This is a genomic window from Micromonospora sp., from assembly GCF_048594385.1.
Classification (GTDB): Bacteria; Actinomycetota; Actinomycetes; order Mycobacteriales; family Micromonosporaceae; genus Micromonospora; species Micromonospora wenchangensis.
The window spans coordinates 1-17,382 of sequence record NZ_JBMDWU010000189.1 but is presented as its reverse complement, the minus strand read 5'-3'; the positions used below and the strand labels follow the sequence as shown (position 1 = coordinate 17,382).

Below are 17,382 nucleotides of genomic sequence, written 5' to 3'. Positions count from 1 at the left end.
GCGAACGGTCAGACGCACGATGTCTCCTGGGTGACTCGGGTGGTGGTGGATGCCGGTGCCGGCGCGGCCGACCCGGTGGCGTCGCGGAAGTGGCGGCGCAGCGTCCGCCGCCACGGCACGTCCGGCAGGTCCGGTCGCAGGGCGGCCAGGCCGGTGGCGTACTTCGAGATGCGGGCGGGTCGGGTGCCGCGCTGCCACAGCAGCCGGTCGACCGGGCCGGCCGCCGACCGGGTCTTGGTCTCGACCACGGCGACCCCGGGCAGACCCAGGGTCCGGCGGTCGTCCTGCCAGTGCAGGTCGGTGTCGATGGTGACCCGGCTCGCGGTCGCCGGCAGCAGCAGCGTGGTGCGCCGGTAGCCGGTCACCAGCACCGGTTCGAGATGACCACCGGCGGGGGCGGACCGGATCGACTCGCGGTCGAGTGCCTCGTCGACGAAGTCCCGCCCCGACCGGACGGTACGACGGTCTTCCGTCCGGTAGGGCAGCCGGTGTTTGGTGACCAGCCCCCGGGCTCCGCTGATCTTGACTTCCAGCCAGCACTCCGCCGAGTCGAGATAGGTGCGGGTGCGCACCTTGAAGCGCCGCCGCCGCCGGTACGCCGCGCCGTGGTCGCTGGCCAGGCACGGGGTGTCGAAGGACACCGACTCGTAGCGGACGGTGCGGGTGCCGCCGATGTCCAGCACCCGGGCGTACGGGGCGATCCGGTCGAGCAGGCCCGGCAACTCGTCCAGCGGAACGACGTACTTGCGGTCCACCCGGCTCTGCAGCGCGGCCCGGTCGATCAGCTCGGCGAGTTCGACGCAGGGCAGGTCGGCCAGCACCGACGTGAACGGCGGCGCGGTCATCGACGTGCTCCCGCCGGCGCCGGTGAACCGGGGGTGGACGCCGGGGTACGACGGGCCACCGAGTAGCGCACGTCGACCACGGTGGTCTCGTTGACCAGGTCGACCCGCTGGGCGGTGGCGACGTGCACCCGGGCGTTGAGCAGCTGTTCCAGGTGGGCGACGAGGGCGACGTGGTCGGTGAGGGCCGAGTCGAGCACCATGACCTGGTGCCGGTAGTGCCGGAACACGCGGCGGTGGTCGCCGAGGAACATCACCGCGACGATGAGCGCCATCAGCCCGCCGTTGAGCCAGACCGAGCGGGTGCCCAGCGCGCCGAGCAGGCCCAGGGCGAGCGCCGAGAAGTAGTACGCCACCTCGTGCTGGTCGAGTTCGGTCGAGCGGAGCCGGATGATGGACAGCACGCCGAACAGGGCCATCCCCAGCCCGACCCCGGCACCGACGTTGCTGGCGCTCAGGGCGCTGGCCACCGCGAGGACGCCGATGTTGACCCCCAGGTAGGCGACGACGAGGTCGCGGCGTCGATGTCGGGGGAAGTAGAGCCCGAACACGAGCAGCGCCACCGCGCAGATGTCGATCGCGAACAGGACGACCTGCGTCATGTCTCTGGTTCCTCCTGGCTCGTCGGCGTGCCGGTCCGGCACCGCCTGCGTCAGCTCGGGGAGAAGCCACGGCGGTCAGCCGGAGCCGATCATCTTTTCGGTAAACTTTCGGTTACTCTTTCGGAACTGTAGGCATAACATTGAGAAACGTCAATCAAATGTCCTGTGCGGGTGACGTGGTGAGACGCTGGTGGGACGCCGCATGGGGGTGTTCGGTGGGAAGTGCGCTCGACGGGATACCCGGATCGGATGCTCGAAACTTTCGGTATCGACGGCGCGCGTCGCCCCGGACCCCAGCCGGCGGAGAGCGCGGAGTCAGAACAGGGTGAGCGGCCCGGTCGGGATCGGCTCGGGCAGCGGGGCCAGGGCGGGCACCCGGGCCCGTACCTCGTCGTGGAACCGGCGGGCCAGCAGGGGCGCGTCGGCGTTGTCCGGGGTGTGCACGAACACGGTGGGCGAACGGCCCTCCCGCAACCAGTCGACGGTGATCTCGACCCAGCGCTGCCAGCCCTCGACCGTCTCCGACTCGGCGTCCCGGCCGAGGTAGCGGACGATCGGCCGGTCGGTCAGCGCCGCCGTCCGCAACGGCAGGCGGGGCTTCTTCGTCCACGCCTCCCGCTCCGCGTCGCTGGTCGGCGGGGTGCGGAAGAACGCGGTGGTGTCGAAGGGGACCCACTCGGCGGACGCCTCGGCGAGCGCCCCCTCCAGCAGGCGGGTCGCGCCGGGCTCCAGGAAGAACGCGGGGTGCCGGACCTCCACGGCGTACCGGTGGGTGGCGGGCAGCCGACGCAGCAGGTCGGCGAGCGCGGGGACGTCCGTCGGGGTGAACGACCCCGGCAGTTGGATCCACAGGGCGTGCGCCCGGTCGCCGAGCGGGGCGATCGCGTCGAAGTAGTCGCGTAGCGGCGCGTCGGCGTCGACGAGCCGCCGTTCGTGGGTCACCACCTTCGGCAGTTTGAGGACGAACCGGAAGTCGGGGCCGGTCTGCCGGGCCCAGGACTCCACGGTCTCCCGGGTCGGGGTGGCGTAGAACGTGGTGTTCCCCTCGACCGCGTCGCACCAGCCGGCGTAGTGCCGCAGTCGCTCGTGCGCCGGCAGCGGGTGGGCGATCAGCCGCCCCTGCCAGGACCGGTGGGTCCACATCGCGCAGCCGACGTGCAACCGCATGATCCCGATCCTCCCGTAACGTCACCCGACCCGGTTCGTCGCCGCACGCTATCGGAGCGCCGGCGGCCCACCCGGGTCGGGTGCGGCGGGGATCGACGGATGACCGGAGTGCCGATGCGCACCCGGCAACCCCGATCGTCAACTTCCGGTTGACGATCGGGGTTGCGTCAACCTATGGTTGACGCATGACGGAATCCGCCCAGCTCCCGCATCCTGTCCGCCTCGACGACTTGATCCAGGCCATCAAGAAGGCCCGGCCGGACGCGCTCGACCAACTCAGTGACGCGGTGCTCGTCGCCGACCACCTCGGCGACCTCGCCGACCACCTGATCGGCCACTTCGTCGACCAGGCCCGCCGCTCCGGAGCCTCCTGGACCGAGATCGGCACGAGCATGGGGGTGAGCAAGCAGGCCGCCCAGAAGCGCTCCGCCGCGAAGGCCGACGCGGCCGCGACGCTTGACCCCAACGCCGGCTTCAGCCGGTTCACCCCACGCGCCCGCAACGTGGTGATCGCCTCGCAGGAGGAGGCCCGCAGCGCCGGCAACGCGGAGATCCGCCCGGAACACCTGGTGCTCGGCCTGCTCGCCGAACCCGACGGCCTCGCCGCCAAGGCCATGGTCGCCGAGGGACTGGGCCCGGACGCCGTCCGGGAGGCGGTCACCGCGACCCTGCCCGCCGCGTCCGACCAGGTCCCCGACCTGATCCCGTACGACGCACAGGGCAAGAAGGCCCTCGAACTCACCTTCCGGGAGGCGCTGCGGCTCGGGCACAACTACGTCGGCACCGAGCACATCCTGCTGGCCCTGCTGGAACTGGAGGACGGCACGGGCGTGCTGTCCGGCCTCGGTCTGACCAAGGACCGGGCCGAGGCCAACGTGGCCGCCGCCCTCGCCGGCTTCGCCGGGGGCGAGTAGAAGCCGCGTCGCTCACCGGACCGACCGACGCGGCCACCGGGCCGCGCCCGGCGGGATCCGCCGGCCGTCCGGCGCGGCGGGCCGGGGTCGGGCGCGGCACCGGGGGCGCGCCCGGCCGGCCGGTCAGTCCCCGGTGGGGAAGCCGTACCGCAGCGCGTGCTCCGGGTCGGCCGGGTCGATCTGCCGGATGCCGGCGTCGGCGAGGCGCTTGTTGACCTCGTCCAGGTGCTCACGCACCAGTCGGGCCTCCTCCTCGGTGACCCGCCCCCGGTGCGGCTTCCCGGCGTGGTCGAGGGTGCCGTAGTCGATCTTCTCGGCGCTCTTGCGGGCCTTCGGCGGACGGACCCGCTCGGCGGTACGCAGCAACTGGGCCATCGGGGTGTCGGTCGCCATCGCGTCGAACTCGCTTGCGGTCAGCACCACCCGACGCGGTTCCCCGCCGGCGTGCCGGTCGTGGATCTCGACCACCGCCACGTCGAGCGAGGCGTCGTCGATGCCCTCCACCTCGGTCACGGTGGCGTCCAACTGCACGGGCCCGGCCACCAGGTCGGGATGCTCCAGCACGACGACCCGGACCACCTCGTCGTCGGGACGCAGCACCGTGCCGCTGAAGTCGGAGACGTGGATCGTCTTCTTGCCCATGCGCTGCGGTTCTCCTGTCGCTGGCCGGAATCGACCACAAGACGCTACCCGACAGGTGTGCGAACGCCCCGGCCGGACACCCCGGTGGGACGGCCTGCGCGTGCCGAAGCCGCCGGGGGCGGCGCGGTGGCACCGACGGGTCGGTGCGGTCGTCCGTCGCCGCTGCGGGGCGCGTCCGCCGGGGGCCACGGGGGACGGACCGGGGCCGTCGTCGCGGGCGCGCCGTGCCGGGTCAGCGGGCGGTGAGGCCGCGTCGGGAGGAGATGCCGGCGGGGAGGGTGTTCAGCTCGCCCCAGGACAGTCGGGCGTTGACGCCGCGACCGCACCGGGCCTCCCGGTAGCGCGGCTGGGCCGGGAACCGCCCGGCACCCCCCGCCGTGTTCCACACTCGTGCGCTGTCCTGCTGGTACCGCTCGTTCGGCTGCATAGGCATGGCCATTACCGTCCCAAAGAAAGGTGTCCATGTATGGAAATAGATATGACGCACGGTCGATGGACCGGGTTCCGGTGAGGCAGCTCACGGTCCGGTTCCCTCTACCCACGACGCGCTCCCGGCAACCGGGCGTCGGCCGTGGCGGCCCGGCGTACCGTGGATCATGAAGCGATCCACCGGGTGAGAGGGGCGGGCGGTGCTGGACCGGCGGCTGTACCTGCACCTGGCGACCTGGCTCGGGCAGTGGCCGGCACCGCCGGGCCTGCACGTGGTCGGCTCGTGGCGGCGGACACGTCCGGCCTGGGACGGCCGGGTCCGCCCGGCCGTCGCGGTCCGGGCCCCCGGCAGCACCGTGCTCTCCGTGCCGTCCGGGCTGGTCGCGGCCGTCCGGGAACTGGCCGCCGGGCCCCGGTCCGCCCTGTACGGGGCGCTGCCGGCGCTGGTCGGGCAACCCGGGTGGGTGGTCAACGACGACGTGTTCCGGTGGTGCCTCGCGCCGGCCGCGCTGCCCGACGTCGGCACCTGGACCGCCCCCACCGACCCCGCCCTGCCACCCTGGCTGCACCTGTTCGACCGCGAGGTGCTCGTCGTGCGGGACGCCGACGGCGGCTACCTGGCCGGTGTCGGCATCAAACGGCACGACGCGTACGGGCACGAGCTGGCCGTCGGCACGGTGCCCGCGGCGCGCGGCCGGGGGCTGGCCCGACGGCTCGTCGCGCAGGCCGCCCGTCGGGTGCTCGACGAGGGCGCCGTCCCCACCTACCGGCACGATCCGGCGAACACCGGTTCCGCCCGGGTCGCCGAGGCCGCCGGGTTCGCCGACCGGGGCTGGTCGACCTACGGCGTCTACCCGCCGTGAGGGCGCGGCCCGGCTGCGGCGCGGACCGTGGATCCCGGGCCGGATCCACGGTCCGCTGCCTGCCCCAGGCCCCGCCGTGACCGGTGTCCACCGGTCGACCTCGGTGTCGGTCACGCTACGTACTCGGATGCCCGCTCGGCAAGGGTGATCGGCGGGTTCTCTCTGTCCAGTAATGGACTTGAGCTGGGGTTAAGGAAGCATTCGCCGTTGAAGCCCGGTGACGCAACGTGCTCGTCGTTTGCTCCGGCGGCTGCCCGGCAGGGTGGTGTCAGGAGGCCCCGGTAGGGTCGGGCGTCGCGGCGAGAACCGGCGCGCGGTCGGGGACGGCCGGATGGCCAGGAGTGGACGGACATGCAGCTGCCGACGCCGTGCGAGGGGCACGGGCGGGTGGTCCTGGCACCGGTGGGTGACCTGGACATCGCCACCGTCCCCGGGCTGCAACGCGACCTCGACGAGGCGCTGTGCCACCCCGGTCTGTCGGAGATCGTCGTCGACCTGACGGCCGTCACCTTCCTCGACTCGACGGGGGTGGCCGCGTTGCTGCGCGGGGCGGCCGAGGCGGTCGGCCGGGGGGCCACCCTGCGGCTGGTCGACCCGCAACCGGTGGTGTCCCGGGTCCTGCGGATCACCGCGGTCGGCCGGCTGCTCGGCCTTCCCGACGACCACGGCGACCCGGCACCCTGGCGTCGCTGACCGGCCCGTCCCGTCCCGCGCAGGTGCCCCGCCCGTCGGGGACGGCCACTCAGCAGGTCAGGCCGAGCACCTCCGCCGCGGCGCGACCGTTGGCGTGGCTCGCGCCGAAGGTGGTGACGAAGGCCCGTACCCCGGCCGGCCGCCACCGCCCCGGCCAGCCCATCTCCACCACCGTCACCTGATGCGTCGCGGCCAGCGCCTCGACCAGCGCGGGACCGCCGGGCAGCCGGTGCAGGTGCCGTCCGACCAGCACGACCGGCCGGTCCCCGGCGAGCCGGCGTACCGTCGCCGGGTCGACCTCGGTGGCGACCACCCGGAGCTGTTCGACGTCGGCCAGGTGCGGGCCCAGCCCCCACGGCACCCGGCCCTCGGCGACGGTGGCGGCGGCGTACACCTGCACCACGAGCGGGCGTGCCGGCCCGGTTGGGTCGCCCTCCACCCGCACCGCCCGGCGGGCGGCCCGGTACCCGAGGCCGACCTCGACGGGGCCGGTGGGACCGGGCGGGCGGGCGGCACCGGTCCAGGCGGCGAGCGCGGCGGCGCGACCGGCTGCCTGCTCCACCCGGGCCCGGTCCAGCCGGCCGGCCCCGAGCGCCCCGACGATCTCGGCCACCACCCGCTCGACCAGCGCGGCGTCGACCTTCGCGCCCAGGCAGAGCAGGTCCGCCCCGGCGGCCAGGGCCCGCACGGCGGCCGGCCCGACCCCACCGGCGGCGACGGTCGCGCCCTTCATCTCCAACGCGTCGGTGACCACCGCGCCGGTGAAGCCGTACTCGCCGCGCAGCAGGTCGACCAGGACGGCCCGGCTGAAGGTGGCCGGCCCGTCCCCGGTCAGTGCCGGCACCCGGATGTGCGCCGTCATGACCGCCTGCACGCCCGCGTCGACCGCCGCCGCGAAGGGCGGCAGGTCGCGGGCCCGCAGCAGCGCCGCGTCGGCGTCCACGGTGGGCAGCTCGTGGTGTGAGTCGGCGACGGTCGCGCCGTGGCCGGGGAAGTGCTTGGCGCAGGCCGCCACCCCCACCGACTGGAGCCCCGCCACGGCGGCGGCCGTGTGGGCGGCCACCCGGCCCGGGTCGGCCCCGAACGCGCGGGTGCCGATCACCGGGTTCTCGTCGGCGGTGTTCACGTCGACCGTCGGGGCCAGGTCGACGGTGACGCCGACGGCGGCCAGTTCACCGCCGATCGCCGCATAGACCTCCCGGGTGAGCGCGGTGTCGTCGACCGCGCCGAGCGCCGCGTTGCCCGGGTACGGGCTGCCGGTGGCGTGCGCCAGCCGGGTCACGTCGCCACCCTCCTCGTCGATGGCGAGCAGCACGTCGGGCCGGGCGGCGCGCAGCGCGGCGGTGCCCGCCGCGAGCTGGCCCGGGTCGTGCACGTTGCCGCCGAACAGGGTGTGCCCGGCCAGCCCCTCGGCGACCAGCGCGACCGCCCAGTCCGGCGGCACCGGCCCCGGGTACGCGGCCAGCAGCGTGCCCAGCGCCAGCCGGCGCAGTCCTGGATCGATCCCCACCTGAACCCCCTCTCCCGCCGCCCGGAACCCGCACCGACGGCGGACCGGCCGGCGGTCACCGTGTGCCGGTGGACGGCACGTGTGTCGGCACGGGCGGCCGGGTCGTCCGAGTTCCCCGCCACGGGGCGGCCGATACGCTACGGACATCCCTGATCAACGCGATTCGGTAAGCAGAGTTTACGAAAACCAGAGGACATGGCATGAGTGCGACCCGGCTGCCCGGAACCCCCCGACTGTTGCGGGCGCTCAACGACCGTGCGGCGCTGGAGCTCCTGCTCGAACGCGGCCCGCTCACCCGCGCCCGGCTCGGCGAGCTGACCGGCCTGTCCAAGGTCACCGCCTCGCAGCTGGTCGAGCGGCTGGAGGAGCGCGGGCTGGTCGCCCGGGTCGGTGAACAGGCCGGTGGGCGGGGTCCGAACGCGCAGCTCTACGCCGTACGGCCGGGCAGCGCGTACGTGGTCGGGGTGGACGTCGGCGCGGAACGGGTGGTGGCCGCCTGCGCGGACATCACGGGCGCGGTCGTCAGTCAGGTCGAGCAGTCCACCCGGGACACCGACGACCCGGTCGGCGTGGTGCACACGGCGGTGGTGCAGGCGGCCAGCCGGGCCGGCGCGGAGCTGGACAGCGTACGGCGGGTGGTGCTCGGCACCCCTGGTCTGGTCGACCCGGCCACCGGCGACATCACCTTCGCGTTCAACCTGCCCCGCTGGCACCGGGGCCTGCTCGCCGCGCTGCGCGAGGACCTGCACACCCCGGTCGTCTTCGAGAACGACGTCAACCTGGCCGCCGTCGCCGAGGCGCAGTCCGGGGCCGCGCAGGGGCTGGCGGATTTCGTCCTGGTCTGGGTGGGTGCCGGGGTGGGTCTGGCGATCATGCTGGGTGGCCGGCTGCACCACGGCAGCAGCGGCGCGGCCGGCGAGATCGGCTACCTGCCGGTGCCGGGGGTGCCGATCCCCCGGGACGTCTCGCGCCGGGCGAAGCCCGCGTTCCAGCAGCTCGCCGGCGCGGACGCGGTCCAGGCGGTGGCCCGGGAACACGGCATCGACGCACCGGACGCGGCCGGCGCGGTGCGGGCCGCCATCGCCGCCGGCACCGCCGGTGGCCCGCTGCTCGACGAGCTGGCCCGACGGCTCGCCCTCGGGGTGGCCAGCACCTGCGTGGTGCTCGACCCGCCGCTGGTGGTGCTCGCCGGTGAGGTGGGGCAGGCCGGCGGGGCGGCGCTGGCCGAACGGGTGCAGCACGAGGTGGCCGCGATCACCCTGGTCCGGCCCCGGGTGGTGCCCACCGGGCTGACCGAGGAGCCGATCCTGCGGGGGGCGCTGCGGACCGCGCTGGACGCCGTGCGGGACGAGGTGTTCGGGTCGACCGTCGGCTGACCGACCACCCCGCCCGCCCGTCGTCATGAAGGAATACTTCACCACTGCGCCGGCCACGGCCAGATGTTTCCGTGGCCGGCGCGGGTGGGATAGCCCTAGACCAGGTCGCGGCGGCGGAACGCGACGAACGCGGACCCGGTGACCGCACCGGTCAGCGCCAACAGCACCAGCAGCGCCGGCCCCCAGGTGATCGCGTAGATGCCGCCGTCGCAGACGCCGCTGCCCGGCGGGCAACCCCGGTCGTCCCAGAACTCCAACCGGCCGGACAGCCAGGCACCCAGATAGTTGGAGAGCATCAGCAGGTCCGCCCGGGCCACGTCGAGGATCTGCAACACCAGCCGCGCGCCCATCTCCCACACCACCGCGTACGCGGCGACCGCGCCGAGCGCCGCCGAGGTGTGCCGGCCCAGCGTGGCGATCCCGAAGCCGAGCACGGTCGACAGCAGCACCAGCACCAGACCCCGCCCGTAGATCGCCCCGAGCCCGCCCCAGAACTGCCCGTCCAGCGGGCCGGGCACACCCGCCGTCTGCCCGATCACCCAGAACGTGCCCAGGTAGAGCGCCGACGCCAGCACCGCCAGCGCGGCCACCAGCCCGACCAGGGTGCCCAGCTTCGTACCGAGCACGGTCACCCGGCCCGGCCGCCACAACAGCAGGTTGACCACCCCGCCGGAGTTCAGGTCGGCACCGATGTACGACGCGCCCACCAGGAAGCCGAACAGCACCAGGAACGCGATCAGGAAGTAGAGCAGCCCGCGCGCCTCCTGGGAGAAGATGAAGACCGACGTGAGGTAGTCGGTGGCCAGCGGCAGCCGCTCCATCCGCGCCGGATCCACCTCGGCGCAGTCGGCCGGTACGTACCCGGCGTCCTCGGTGATCGGGATCTCGCCGGCCCGGACCCGCAGGCAGCGGGTGTGCTCCGCCTCCAGCACCGCCACCGCCTGCGCGGCCTGCTCCTGGGCTGCGGACATCTCCTGCGCCGTCGGCCGGTGCGACCCGATCAGGGTGGTCGTGGTGGTCACCGCGAACGCCACCGCGAGCAGCAGCACCATCAGTTGGACGAAGCGGCGGGCGGTCAACCGCTCCACCTCGGCACGGACCAGGTTCACGCGTCCACCCTCCGACCGTCGGTCCGGTCCAGTTCGATCAGCGGGGCGTCACCCGCGTCGACGCCGTCCGGCTGCCCCGGCGGGGTCGTCCCGGCGGTGAGGTCGAGGAAGACGCTCTCCAGGTCCGGCCGGACCGGGGTCAGCTCGCGGACCCACAGGCCCTGCCCACCGAGGGTGCTGCTGATCAGCTCCGGCTCCGGTGCGCCCCCGACCACCAGCACGTCGTCGGGGTCGACGGCGACCGTCAGCCCGGCCTCCCGCAGCAGCTGCGCGCCCCGCTCCGACTCGGCCACCCGGACCCGCCACTCGTGCGGGTCGTGCCCGGCCAGCACGTCGTCCACCCGGCCGGCCGCCACCCGACGGCCCCGCGCGATGATCGTGACGTGGTCGCAGATCAGCTGGATCTCGGCCAGGATGTGGCTCGACACCAGCACGGTCACCCCGGACCCGGCGAGCGTACGCATCAGGTCCCGCATCTCCCGGATACCGGCCGGGTCCAGCCCGTTCGCCGGCTCGTCCAGGATCAGCAGCTCCGGGCTCTTCAACAGCGCCGACGCGACGGCGAGACGCTGCTTCATGCCCAGCGAGTAGCTCCTCACCCGGTCCTCGCCCCGCTCCCGCAGGCCGACCTGGTCGAGCACCTCGTCCACCCGGGACGTCGGCACGCCGCCGGCCACCGCCAGCAACCGCAGCGTCCGGTGCCCGGTGAAGTTGCCGAAGAACTGCGGACTCTCCACGATCGCGCCCACCCGCCCGGTGACCCGACCCAACTGCTCCGGGGTCGGCGCACCCAGCACCCGCAACTCCCCGGCGTCGGCGTTGACCAGCCCCAGCAGGGCGCGCAGCGTGGTGGTCTTACCGGAGCCGTTGGGGCCGAGGAAGCCGTGCACCTGGCCCGCCTCGACGACCATGTCGAAGCCGTCCACCGCCACCCGCCTGCCCCGCCGCATGGTGCGGAACGTCTTGCGCAGACCGGCGATCTCGATGACCGCGCTCATCCGCACCGCCCCTCGTCTCGTACGGGCATGGGCCGTCCTCCCGGGATGGTGACCAACGACACGGTGCACCCTAAGGCCGGGCCACCCGCCCGTGGGGGCGGCCTCGGGCTGCGTGGTTGGATGGGGCGGTGACTGGTGACCCGTTCCCCGCCGCAGCCGCCCCCTCGACCGTGGACGCGGATCTGGTGGTCAGCCTGGACGGCGTCGCCGTCCGGCGATCCGGCACCGCCCTGCTGCACGACGTCGACTGGCGGGTCGAGCTGGACGAACGCTGGGTGGTGCTCGGCCCCAACGGCGCCGGCAAGACCACCCTGCTCAACCTCGCCTGCGGTCAACTGCACCCGAGCACCGGCGTCGTGCACGTGCTCGGCGAACGGATCGGCCGCACCGACCTCACCGAGCTGCGGACCCGGATCGGCCTCACCACCGCCGCCGTGGCTGAGCGCATCCCCGCCGAGGAACGGGTCGGTGACGTCGTGCTCACCGCTGCCTGGTCGGTGGTCGGCCGCTGGCGGGAGAGCTACGACCAGGCCGACGAGGCCCGCGCCCGCGCCCTGCTCGGGCAGCTCGGCGTCGCCCACCTGGCGGACCGCACGTACGGCACCCTCTCCGAGGGCGAACGCAAGCGGGTGCAGGTCGCCCGCGCCCTGATGACCGACCCGGAGCTGCTGCTGCTCGACGAGCCGGCGGCCGGGCTCGACCTGGGTGGGCGCGAGGACCTCGTCGGCCGGCTCGCCGAGCTGGCCCACGACCCGGACGCCCCGGCCCTGGTGCTGGTCACCCACCACGTCGAGGAGATCCCGCCCGGGTTCACCCACGCGCTGCTGCTGCGCGACGGCGCGGTGGTCGCCCAGGGGCTGCTCGCCGACACCCTGACCGCCGACAACCTCAGCAAGACCTTCGGCCTACCCCTGCTGGTCGAACGCCACGCCGACCGCTGGACCGCCCGCGCCGCCTAACCCCCCACCCCCACCCCAGCGTCGATCTTGGAGTTGTGCTGGGGGAAAGACCCTCCCGTGTCCCTTTTGCGGCCACCGTAAGTCCATGATCGACGGGATGGACGGGTGGGAAGGGCGGGGCAGGGTGGGTGGGGTGGGGATTTAGACTCGTCGTGGTTGTGACTGGCGGGGTGGGGGGTTGTGGTGTCGGTGGGAGGTGGGGTGCGGCAGAGCCGGATCGTCGTGGTGGGCAGCGCCAACATGGACGTGGTCGGAGCCGGCCCGACGCTGCCCCGGCCGGGGGAGACCGTGCTCGGCAGCCACTTCGTGATGGTGCCCGGCGGCAAGGGCGCCAACCAGGCCATCGCCGCCGCCCGCGCCGGTGCCGCCTGCACCTTCCTCGGCGCGCTCGGCTCCGACGCGTTCGGCGTCACCCTGCGGGCCAGGATCACCGCCGCCCAGGTGGACGCCACCCACCTGCGGGTGGTCTACGGGGCCTCCGGGGTTGCCCTGGTGATGGTCAACGCCGCCGGGGAGAACGCCATCCTGGTCACCCCTGGCGCGAACGCCGCCTTCACCGCCCTCACCGAAGCCGAGCTGTCCGCCGTACGCGGGGCGGACGTGCTGGTCGCCCAGCTGGAGATCCCGGTCGAGACGGTGACCGAGGCGGCGGTGGCCGCCCGTGCCGCCGGCACCCGGGTGATCCTCAACGCCGCGCCGGCCCGGCAGGTGCCCGCCGAGCTGCTGGCGGCGGTGGACCTGCTGGTGGTCAACGAGACCGAGGCGCACCTGCTCACCGGCCGGGGGCGGGACGACCCGGGGGCGCTGCTGGCGCTGGTGCCCCGGGCGGTGCTCACCCTCGGCGGCGGGGGCGCCTGGTACGTCGAGCGGGACGCCCCCGCCGTGCACGTGCCCGCCGTCGTCGTGGACGTGGTCGACACGACCGCCGCCGGGGACGCGTTCACCGGCGCCCTGGCCGTGGCCTGGGGTGAGGGGCGGCCGGTGGTCGACGCGGTGCGCTGGGCGGCGGCGGCCGGCGCGGCGTGCGTCCGGCGGCTCGGCGCGTCGGTGGCGCTGCCCGAGCGTGCCGAGATCGACGCCCTCTACACCCCGACCGCCGGCACCTGACCGGCAGCTCAGCCGGCCGGGTCGTCGCTGAGCCGTTCACCCCGGCGACGCAGCATGCCCAGGCCGGGAATGCCGGCGACGGCGAGCTTGAGGTCACGGGTCACGTCGAGCAGGTCGTGCAGGTCCGGGCCGACCCGGTCGAGGGTGGCCAGGATCGGCAGCACGTCCGAGGTCAGGTGCTCCTTGAGCTTCGGCAGCTCGTCGACGAGCCGGATCGCCGCGGCCAGCTCCTCGTGGCTCAGCTCGGCCACGAACCGGTTCGCCATCGGCGCGCCCCGCCGCAACGCCGGCTCGTACGCGGTCATCAGCTCGGCTGCGACGGTGGCCGCGCCCTCGGCGGTCGCCACCGTGCCGGCGGCCCGGTCGGCCACCGCCCCGGCCTCGGCGACCACCTCGCCGACAGCCCGGGACACCTGACCGGCCCCGGCCACCACCCCGGCCGCCGCGTCGGCGACCTCGGTGGCCCGGGTGACGGCCGTGGTCGCCGCCGCGCTGATCACCGCCACCTCGCGCACCGCCACCTCGGCGTCGGTGAGCACCCGGTCCGTGCGGTCCAGGGTGCCCTCGATCCGGTCCACCACCCCGTTGATCCGGGTCAGCAGTGCCTCCACCCCGTCGAGCACGGCGAAGGCGCGGGCCGGCACGGCGGCGAACGAGGCGGCCGAACCGAACGCCTGGTCGAGGGCGGAGCGGGTGAGACCGACGACGTCGCCCGGTCGGGGCAGGGGGATGGCCATGTCACCCAGTGTGCGTCGGGACGGCCAGCGCCGCCCGCCGGGACGGTCCCGGGCGTGGGCCGGACCCGACCCGGGCGCGGCGGTCGCGGGCCGGGCCGGCACGGGAGAACGGACCCGGCCGTACGCCCGGAAGGAGCGCGGGGACGGTGCCCCGGGGAGTGCGGGAATCGGGGCGGACGGGGGTGGCTGGACGGACGGTAGGGTGCCCGCATGTCGCTCCGTCCCCCCGGCGTGACGCCGGCCGGTCGGGGCCGCGCGGCGCTGACGGTCCTCGCCGTGCTCGCCCTGGTGCTCGGCGGCTACGGGCTGCTGCGGGCGGACGCCGGCCTGGCCACCCGGCAGGTCACCGCCGACGGCGTACCGCTGACCGTGGTACGGGCCGACGACGACGGGGCGGGCACGGTGCGCCGGCCGGGTGTGGTGATCGCGCACGGCTTCGCCGGCTCGGCCCGGTTGATGCGTCCGCTCGCCGACACGGTCGCCCGGCGGGGCGCGGTCGCGTTGCTGCTCGACTTCGCCGGGCACGGCGGCAACCCGGCCGGCCTGCCCGGGGCGGGCCGCGACGACACCGCGTCCCGCGGCACCCTGGAACACGACCTGGCAGTCGCCGTCGCCTACCTGCGGGGCCGGCCCGACGTCGACCCGACGCGGATCGTCCTGGTCGGACACTCGATGGGTGCGGGGGCGGTGACCCGGTACGCCGCCGGCCACCCCGACGTCGCCGGCACCGTCGCGATCTCGCTGCCCGACGGCGGTGACCTGCCCGACACCCGGCCGCGGCGGCTGCTGCTGATCGTCGGCGGCCTGGAGTTCCCCGCCTTCCGGGCCACCGCCGAGGCGACCGCACGGCGGGGCTCCGGGCGACGGGTGGTGGTCGTTCCCGGCGTCGAGCACATCTCGGTGCTCTTCGCCGGCCGTACCCACCGCGAGGTCGCCGCCTGGGTCGGCGGCGCCGGTGGTGCGGCACCGCGCCCGGCCGCCCGCCTGGTCCCGGCGGGTCTGCTGCTGCTCGGTCTCGGTCTCGGCTTCGTGCCGCTGGCGGCCCTGCTGACCGGCCGTCGCGGGCGGCCCGTCGCACCCGTACCCGTCGCGCCGGCACCCGCCGTGCTGGCGGTGGCGACTGCCGTCACCGGGGTGGGGGTGCTGCTCGCCCCGGTGCTGCCGACCACCCGGCTGCCGCTCGCGGTCGGCGGCTACCTCACCGGCTTCCTGCTGGTCACCGGCGTCCTGCTGGCCGCCGCCCGGTACTGGCCGCTGCGCCTGTTCACCGCCGGTCCCACCCCCGGCGCGCCGGCTGCGGCAGGTGGGCCCGTTCCGGCCACCGGCGGGCGTACGCCGCTGCGGCCGGTGGTCGCGGCCCTGCTGCTGACCGGGTACGCCGTGGCCGCCGTCGCCGTGCCGATCCACCTCGGCCTCACCTGGGCGCTGCCGGTGGGTGCCCGATGGTGGCTGCTGCCGGTGGTGACGGTCGGCTGTCTGGTGTTCCTGGCCGGCGCGGAGCTGCTCACGCAGGGGCGGAGCTGGCGGTACGCGGCGGTCGGCGCGCTCGCCGTACCGGCGCTGGGCGGGGCGGCCGTGGTGGGGTTGGCCCCCGGTTTCGTGCTGCTGGTGGTGCCGCTGTTCGTGGTGCTGCTCGGGTGGCAGGCCGCCTGGGCGGCGGTGCTGCGGCGGGCCGGTGCGCCCCGCTGGGCACCGGCGGTGGTGGGCGCGGTCCTGGTGGCCTGGCCGCTGGCCACCGCGCTGCCGCTGAGCTGACCCGCAGCCGCGCGGGCGGGGCCGACCGCCCGGGACGGTGTCACCGGGGTTCGCCCTGCTGTTCGACGGCGCGTTGGACGGCGCGGTAGATCTGTCCGAACCGCAACGCGTCGGGGGTACGCAGCAGCATCACCTCCTGCCCCAGGTGCTGCACCCACAGCTCGTTGACCTTGTTGCCGCGTTCGTAGGACCGGTCCAGCCAGCCGAGCGGCAGCTCCAGGAAGGGCAGCAGGGCGAGCACCCCGACGCCGCAGACGGCCAGCACGATCAGGGCCGGTTTCCACTCGCCCCGGTCCTGTGCCGACCAGACCAGCGAGACCACACAGATCAGCGCGACCAGTGGGGGCAGCGAGAGCAGCAGGACCAGCACCCCGCGCCCGAGGATGCGGGACCGGACGGCCATGGTGGTGGCCCCGCGTGCGTGCCAGACGTACGCGACGTCGGCGATCCGTACGACCTGCCCACCGGCCCGGATCGACTCGGAGGTCACCTGCACCGTGTCGTCCCGGTCATAGAGGGTCATCACTAACCCTAACCGTTCGCAGGCGACCGGTGCCGCTGTGTGGCCGACGGATCGCGCGCCCGACGCGCCGAGCGGCGGTCGGGGCGGCCGTCCGTCCTGTGTCCCGACTCAGCGTCCGCCCCCGGCGGTCACCGCCTGCGGCCCGTCGCCGGTCCCTGCCCGGCCGGGTCGGTCGCGGTCGGCCCCGTCGCCCGCACCGGTGACCCGCCGTGCCGGCGGGGCGCGGCGGAGTGCTCCATCGCGCGCTGTACCGCCCGGTAGATCTGTCCGAAGCGCAGCGCGTCGCCGGTGCTCAGCAGCAGCACCGGCCGCCCCTGCCAGCGGACCCACAGCTCACGCTGCCGGCTGCCCCGGTCGTAGGAGCGGTCCAGGCGGTCGAAGAGGAAGTCGGCGACCGGCCCGACGGCCAGCCCGACCAGCACCGATGCTCCCACGATGGCGAGCGTGACGGTGGGGGAGCGGTGCAGCCAGACCGCCACCGCGATGCCGATCACCGCAGCCACCAGCGGGCCCGCCAGGGCGGCCCCGATCGCACCCCGCCCGGCCAGCACCCGCCAGGAGCGGTCGCCCCGGCGGTGCCAGACCAGGCCGATCTCGGCCAGCGGGAAGGCCCGGCCGTCGACCCGGATGGCGGCGGAGGTGACCTGCACCGACCGGTCGTCGTAGTACGTGATCATCGCTGGACTCCCGAGCGCGGGTGGCGAACACCAGACTACGTACCCCAACGACCCGGGTCGTAAGGTTGGCACGCGACTTCGACGAGGAAGTGAGGGCAGCGTGAGCGAGTTCGTGCGGCTTACCACCAGGGACGGCATCGGCACCATCCGGCTGGAGCGGCCACCGATGAACGCGCTCAACAAGCAGGTCCAGGAGGAACTGCGGGCCGCCGCCACGGCCGCCACCGCCGACCCGGGCGTCCGCGCCGTCATCGTGTACGGCGGGGAGAAGGTCTTCGCCGCCGGCGCGGACATCAAGGAGATGGCCGACATGTCCTACGGCGACATGGTCAAGCGCTCGGGAGCCCTGCAGTCGGCGTTCTCCGCCGTCGCGCGCATCCCCAAGCCGGTGGTCGCCGCGGGCACCGGCTACGCCCTCGGCGGCGGGTGCGAGCTGGCGCTGTGCGCCGACGTGCGCATCGCGGCCGACAACGCCACGC

General features: G+C 74.6%; 19 protein-coding genes. 8 read left to right on the top strand and 11 right to left on the bottom strand.

From position 1 onward, the window contains the following. Positions 1-8 precede the first annotated feature (8 nt). From ACOJTC_RS10285 to ACOJTC_RS10275, 3 genes are all read right to left on the bottom strand, one after another. The gene (locus ACOJTC_RS10285; RefSeq protein WP_420116683.1) at positions 9-845 is read right to left on the bottom strand and encodes a polyphosphate polymerase domain-containing protein; all 837 of its coding nucleotides are present in this window, start codon (positions 843-845) and stop codon (positions 9-11) included. Continuing rightward, entirely contained in the window at positions 842-1,444 is a 603-nt protein-coding gene (locus ACOJTC_RS10280) for a DUF4956 domain-containing protein (protein WP_420116682.1), read from the bottom strand. Before ACOJTC_RS10280 ends, ACOJTC_RS10285 begins: the two co-directional genes overlap by 4 nt. Positions 1,445-1,759: 315 nt before the next feature. After that, the gene (locus ACOJTC_RS10275) at positions 1,760-2,587 is read right to left on the bottom strand and encodes a DUF72 domain-containing protein (protein WP_420116684.1); all 828 of its coding nucleotides are present in this window, start codon (positions 2,585-2,587) and stop codon (positions 1,760-1,762) included. Positions 2,588-2,796: 209 nt separating this feature from the next. Between ACOJTC_RS10275 and ACOJTC_RS10270 the strand changes: the two genes are divergently transcribed. Further along, entirely contained in the window at positions 2,797-3,525 is a 729-nt protein-coding gene (locus tag ACOJTC_RS10270; protein ID WP_377686743.1) for a Clp protease N-terminal domain-containing protein, read from the top strand. Positions 3,526-3,648: 123 nt separating this feature from the next. Here the strand turns inward: ACOJTC_RS10270 and ACOJTC_RS10265 are convergent, their stop codons facing one another. Together ACOJTC_RS10265 and ACOJTC_RS10260 are read right to left on the bottom strand one after the other, a co-directional pair. Next, a complete protein-coding gene (locus tag ACOJTC_RS10265) occupies positions 3,649-4,167 on the bottom strand; it encodes a hypothetical protein (protein ID WP_420116681.1) in 519 nt (172 codons plus the stop codon). Between the two features lie 232 nt (positions 4,168-4,399). Next, positions 4,400-4,600, bottom strand: coding sequence for a DNA repair protein (locus ACOJTC_RS10260; RefSeq protein WP_204923689.1), 201 nt, complete (start codon positions 4,598-4,600; stop codon positions 4,400-4,402). Between the two features lie 196 nt (positions 4,601-4,796). Here ACOJTC_RS10260 and ACOJTC_RS10255 point away from each other — a divergent pair, with 196 nt between their 5' ends. Together ACOJTC_RS10255 and ACOJTC_RS10250 are read left to right on the top strand one after the other, a co-directional pair. Then, a complete protein-coding gene (locus ACOJTC_RS10255; RefSeq protein WP_420116680.1) occupies positions 4,797-5,459 on the top strand; it encodes a GNAT family N-acetyltransferase in 663 nt (220 codons plus the stop codon). 351 nt (positions 5,460-5,810) lie between these two features. After that, complete coding sequence (locus ACOJTC_RS10250) at positions 5,811-6,152, top strand: STAS domain-containing protein (RefSeq protein WP_204923691.1); 342 nt, start codon at positions 5,811-5,813, stop codon at positions 6,150-6,152. A 49-nt stretch (positions 6,153-6,201) separates the two neighbouring features. On the opposite strand, the gene ACOJTC_RS10245 is transcribed toward ACOJTC_RS10250, so the two are convergent. Further along, positions 6,202-7,662: a glycoside hydrolase family 3 N-terminal domain-containing protein gene (locus tag ACOJTC_RS10245; protein WP_420116679.1), complete on the bottom strand. Its 1,461-nt coding sequence runs from the start codon at positions 7,660-7,662 to the stop codon at positions 6,202-6,204. A 200-nt stretch (positions 7,663-7,862) separates the two neighbouring features. Between ACOJTC_RS10245 and ACOJTC_RS10240 the strand changes: the two genes are divergently transcribed. After that, a complete protein-coding gene (locus ACOJTC_RS10240) occupies positions 7,863-9,038 on the top strand; it encodes an ROK family transcriptional regulator (protein WP_088641729.1) in 1,176 nt (391 codons plus the stop codon). Positions 9,039-9,133: 95 nt separating this feature from the next. Here the strand turns inward: ACOJTC_RS10240 and ACOJTC_RS10235 are convergent, their stop codons facing one another. Together ACOJTC_RS10235 and ACOJTC_RS10230 are read right to left on the bottom strand one after the other, a co-directional pair. Beyond that, positions 9,134-10,147 (bottom strand): ABC transporter permease, encoded by a 1,014-nt coding sequence (locus ACOJTC_RS10235; protein WP_420116678.1) that lies wholly within the window; start codon positions 10,145-10,147, stop codon positions 9,134-9,136. Then, entirely contained in the window at positions 10,144-11,145 is a 1,002-nt protein-coding gene (locus ACOJTC_RS10230; protein ID WP_420116677.1) for an ABC transporter ATP-binding protein, read from the bottom strand. The genes ACOJTC_RS10235 and ACOJTC_RS10230 overlap by 4 nt, the downstream gene beginning before the upstream one ends. A gap of 128 nt (positions 11,146-11,273) precedes the next feature. On the opposite strand from ACOJTC_RS10230, the gene ACOJTC_RS10225 reads away from it, so the two are divergent. Both ACOJTC_RS10225 and ACOJTC_RS10220 read left to right on the top strand, forming a co-directional pair. Next, positions 11,274-12,104, top strand: a complete 831-nt coding sequence (locus ACOJTC_RS10225; RefSeq protein ID WP_420116676.1) for an ABC transporter ATP-binding protein — start codon at positions 11,274-11,276, stop codon at positions 12,102-12,104. Between the two features lie 201 nt (positions 12,105-12,305). Then, a complete protein-coding gene (locus ACOJTC_RS10220) occupies positions 12,306-13,211 on the top strand; it encodes a ribokinase (protein WP_420116675.1) in 906 nt (301 codons plus the stop codon). A gap of 8 nt (positions 13,212-13,219) precedes the next feature. Here ACOJTC_RS10220 and ACOJTC_RS10215 read toward each other — a convergent pair whose 3' ends face one another. Next, entirely contained in the window at positions 13,220-13,948 is a 729-nt protein-coding gene (locus ACOJTC_RS10215) for a hypothetical protein (protein WP_420116674.1), read from the bottom strand. Positions 13,949-14,158: 210 nt separating this feature from the next. Between ACOJTC_RS10215 and ACOJTC_RS10210 the strand changes: the two genes are divergently transcribed. After that, complete coding sequence (locus ACOJTC_RS10210; RefSeq protein WP_420116673.1) at positions 14,159-15,703, top strand: dienelactone hydrolase family protein; 1,545 nt, start codon at positions 14,159-14,161, stop codon at positions 15,701-15,703. Positions 15,704-15,743: 40 nt separating this feature from the next. Here the strand turns inward: ACOJTC_RS10210 and ACOJTC_RS10205 are convergent, their stop codons facing one another. Together ACOJTC_RS10205 and ACOJTC_RS10200 are read right to left on the bottom strand one after the other, a co-directional pair. Then, the gene (locus ACOJTC_RS10205) at positions 15,744-16,226 is read right to left on the bottom strand and encodes a DUF6232 family protein (protein ID WP_420116672.1); all 483 of its coding nucleotides are present in this window, start codon (positions 16,224-16,226) and stop codon (positions 15,744-15,746) included. A 128-nt stretch (positions 16,227-16,354) separates the two neighbouring features. Beyond that, the gene (locus tag ACOJTC_RS10200) at positions 16,355-16,903 is read right to left on the bottom strand and encodes a DUF6232 family protein (RefSeq protein WP_420116671.1); all 549 of its coding nucleotides are present in this window, start codon (positions 16,901-16,903) and stop codon (positions 16,355-16,357) included. A gap of 100 nt (positions 16,904-17,003) precedes the next feature. Between ACOJTC_RS10200 and ACOJTC_RS10195 the strand changes: the two genes are divergently transcribed. Beyond that, positions 17,004-17,382 (top strand): enoyl-CoA hydratase-related protein (locus tag ACOJTC_RS10195; protein WP_420116670.1); only part of this gene is annotated, 379 nt, incomplete at its 3' end.

Coding starts and splice junctions, on each gene's coding strand:
- ACOJTC_RS10280 (WP_420116682.1), bottom strand. CDS start 1,444: ATGACGCAGGTCGTCCTGTTCGCGATCGACATCTGCGCGGTGGCGCTG.
- ACOJTC_RS10270 (WP_377686743.1), top strand. CDS start 2,797: ATGACGGAATCCGCCCAGCTCCCGCATCCTGTCCGCCTCGACGACTTG.
- ACOJTC_RS10200 (WP_420116671.1), bottom strand. CDS start 16,903: ATGATCACGTACTACGACGACCGGTCGGTGCAGGTCACCTCCGCCGCC.
- ACOJTC_RS10265 (WP_420116681.1), bottom strand. CDS start 4,167: ATGGGCAAGAAGACGATCCACGTCTCCGACTTCAGCGGCACGGTGCTG.
- ACOJTC_RS10260 (WP_204923689.1), bottom strand. CDS start 4,600: ATGCCTATGCAGCCGAACGAGCGGTACCAGCAGGACAGCGCACGAGTG.
- ACOJTC_RS10275 (WP_420116684.1), bottom strand. CDS start 2,587: ATGTGGACCCACCGGTCCTGGCAGGGGCGGCTGATCGCCCACCCGCTG.
- ACOJTC_RS10285 (WP_420116683.1), bottom strand. CDS start 845: ATGACCGCGCCGCCGTTCACGTCGGTGCTGGCCGACCTGCCCTGCGTC.
- ACOJTC_RS10250 (WP_204923691.1), top strand. CDS start 5,811: ATGCAGCTGCCGACGCCGTGCGAGGGGCACGGGCGGGTGGTCCTGGCA.
- ACOJTC_RS10240 (WP_088641729.1), top strand. CDS start 7,863: ATGAGTGCGACCCGGCTGCCCGGAACCCCCCGACTGTTGCGGGCGCTC.
- ACOJTC_RS10230 (WP_420116677.1), bottom strand. CDS start 11,145: ATGAGCGCGGTCATCGAGATCGCCGGTCTGCGCAAGACGTTCCGCACC.
- ACOJTC_RS10215 (WP_420116674.1), bottom strand. CDS start 13,948: ATGGCCATCCCCCTGCCCCGACCGGGCGACGTCGTCGGTCTCACCCGC.
- ACOJTC_RS10210 (WP_420116673.1), top strand. CDS start 14,159: ATGTCGCTCCGTCCCCCCGGCGTGACGCCGGCCGGTCGGGGCCGCGCG.
- ACOJTC_RS10205 (WP_420116672.1), bottom strand. CDS start 16,226: ATGACCCTCTATGACCGGGACGACACGGTGCAGGTGACCTCCGAGTCG.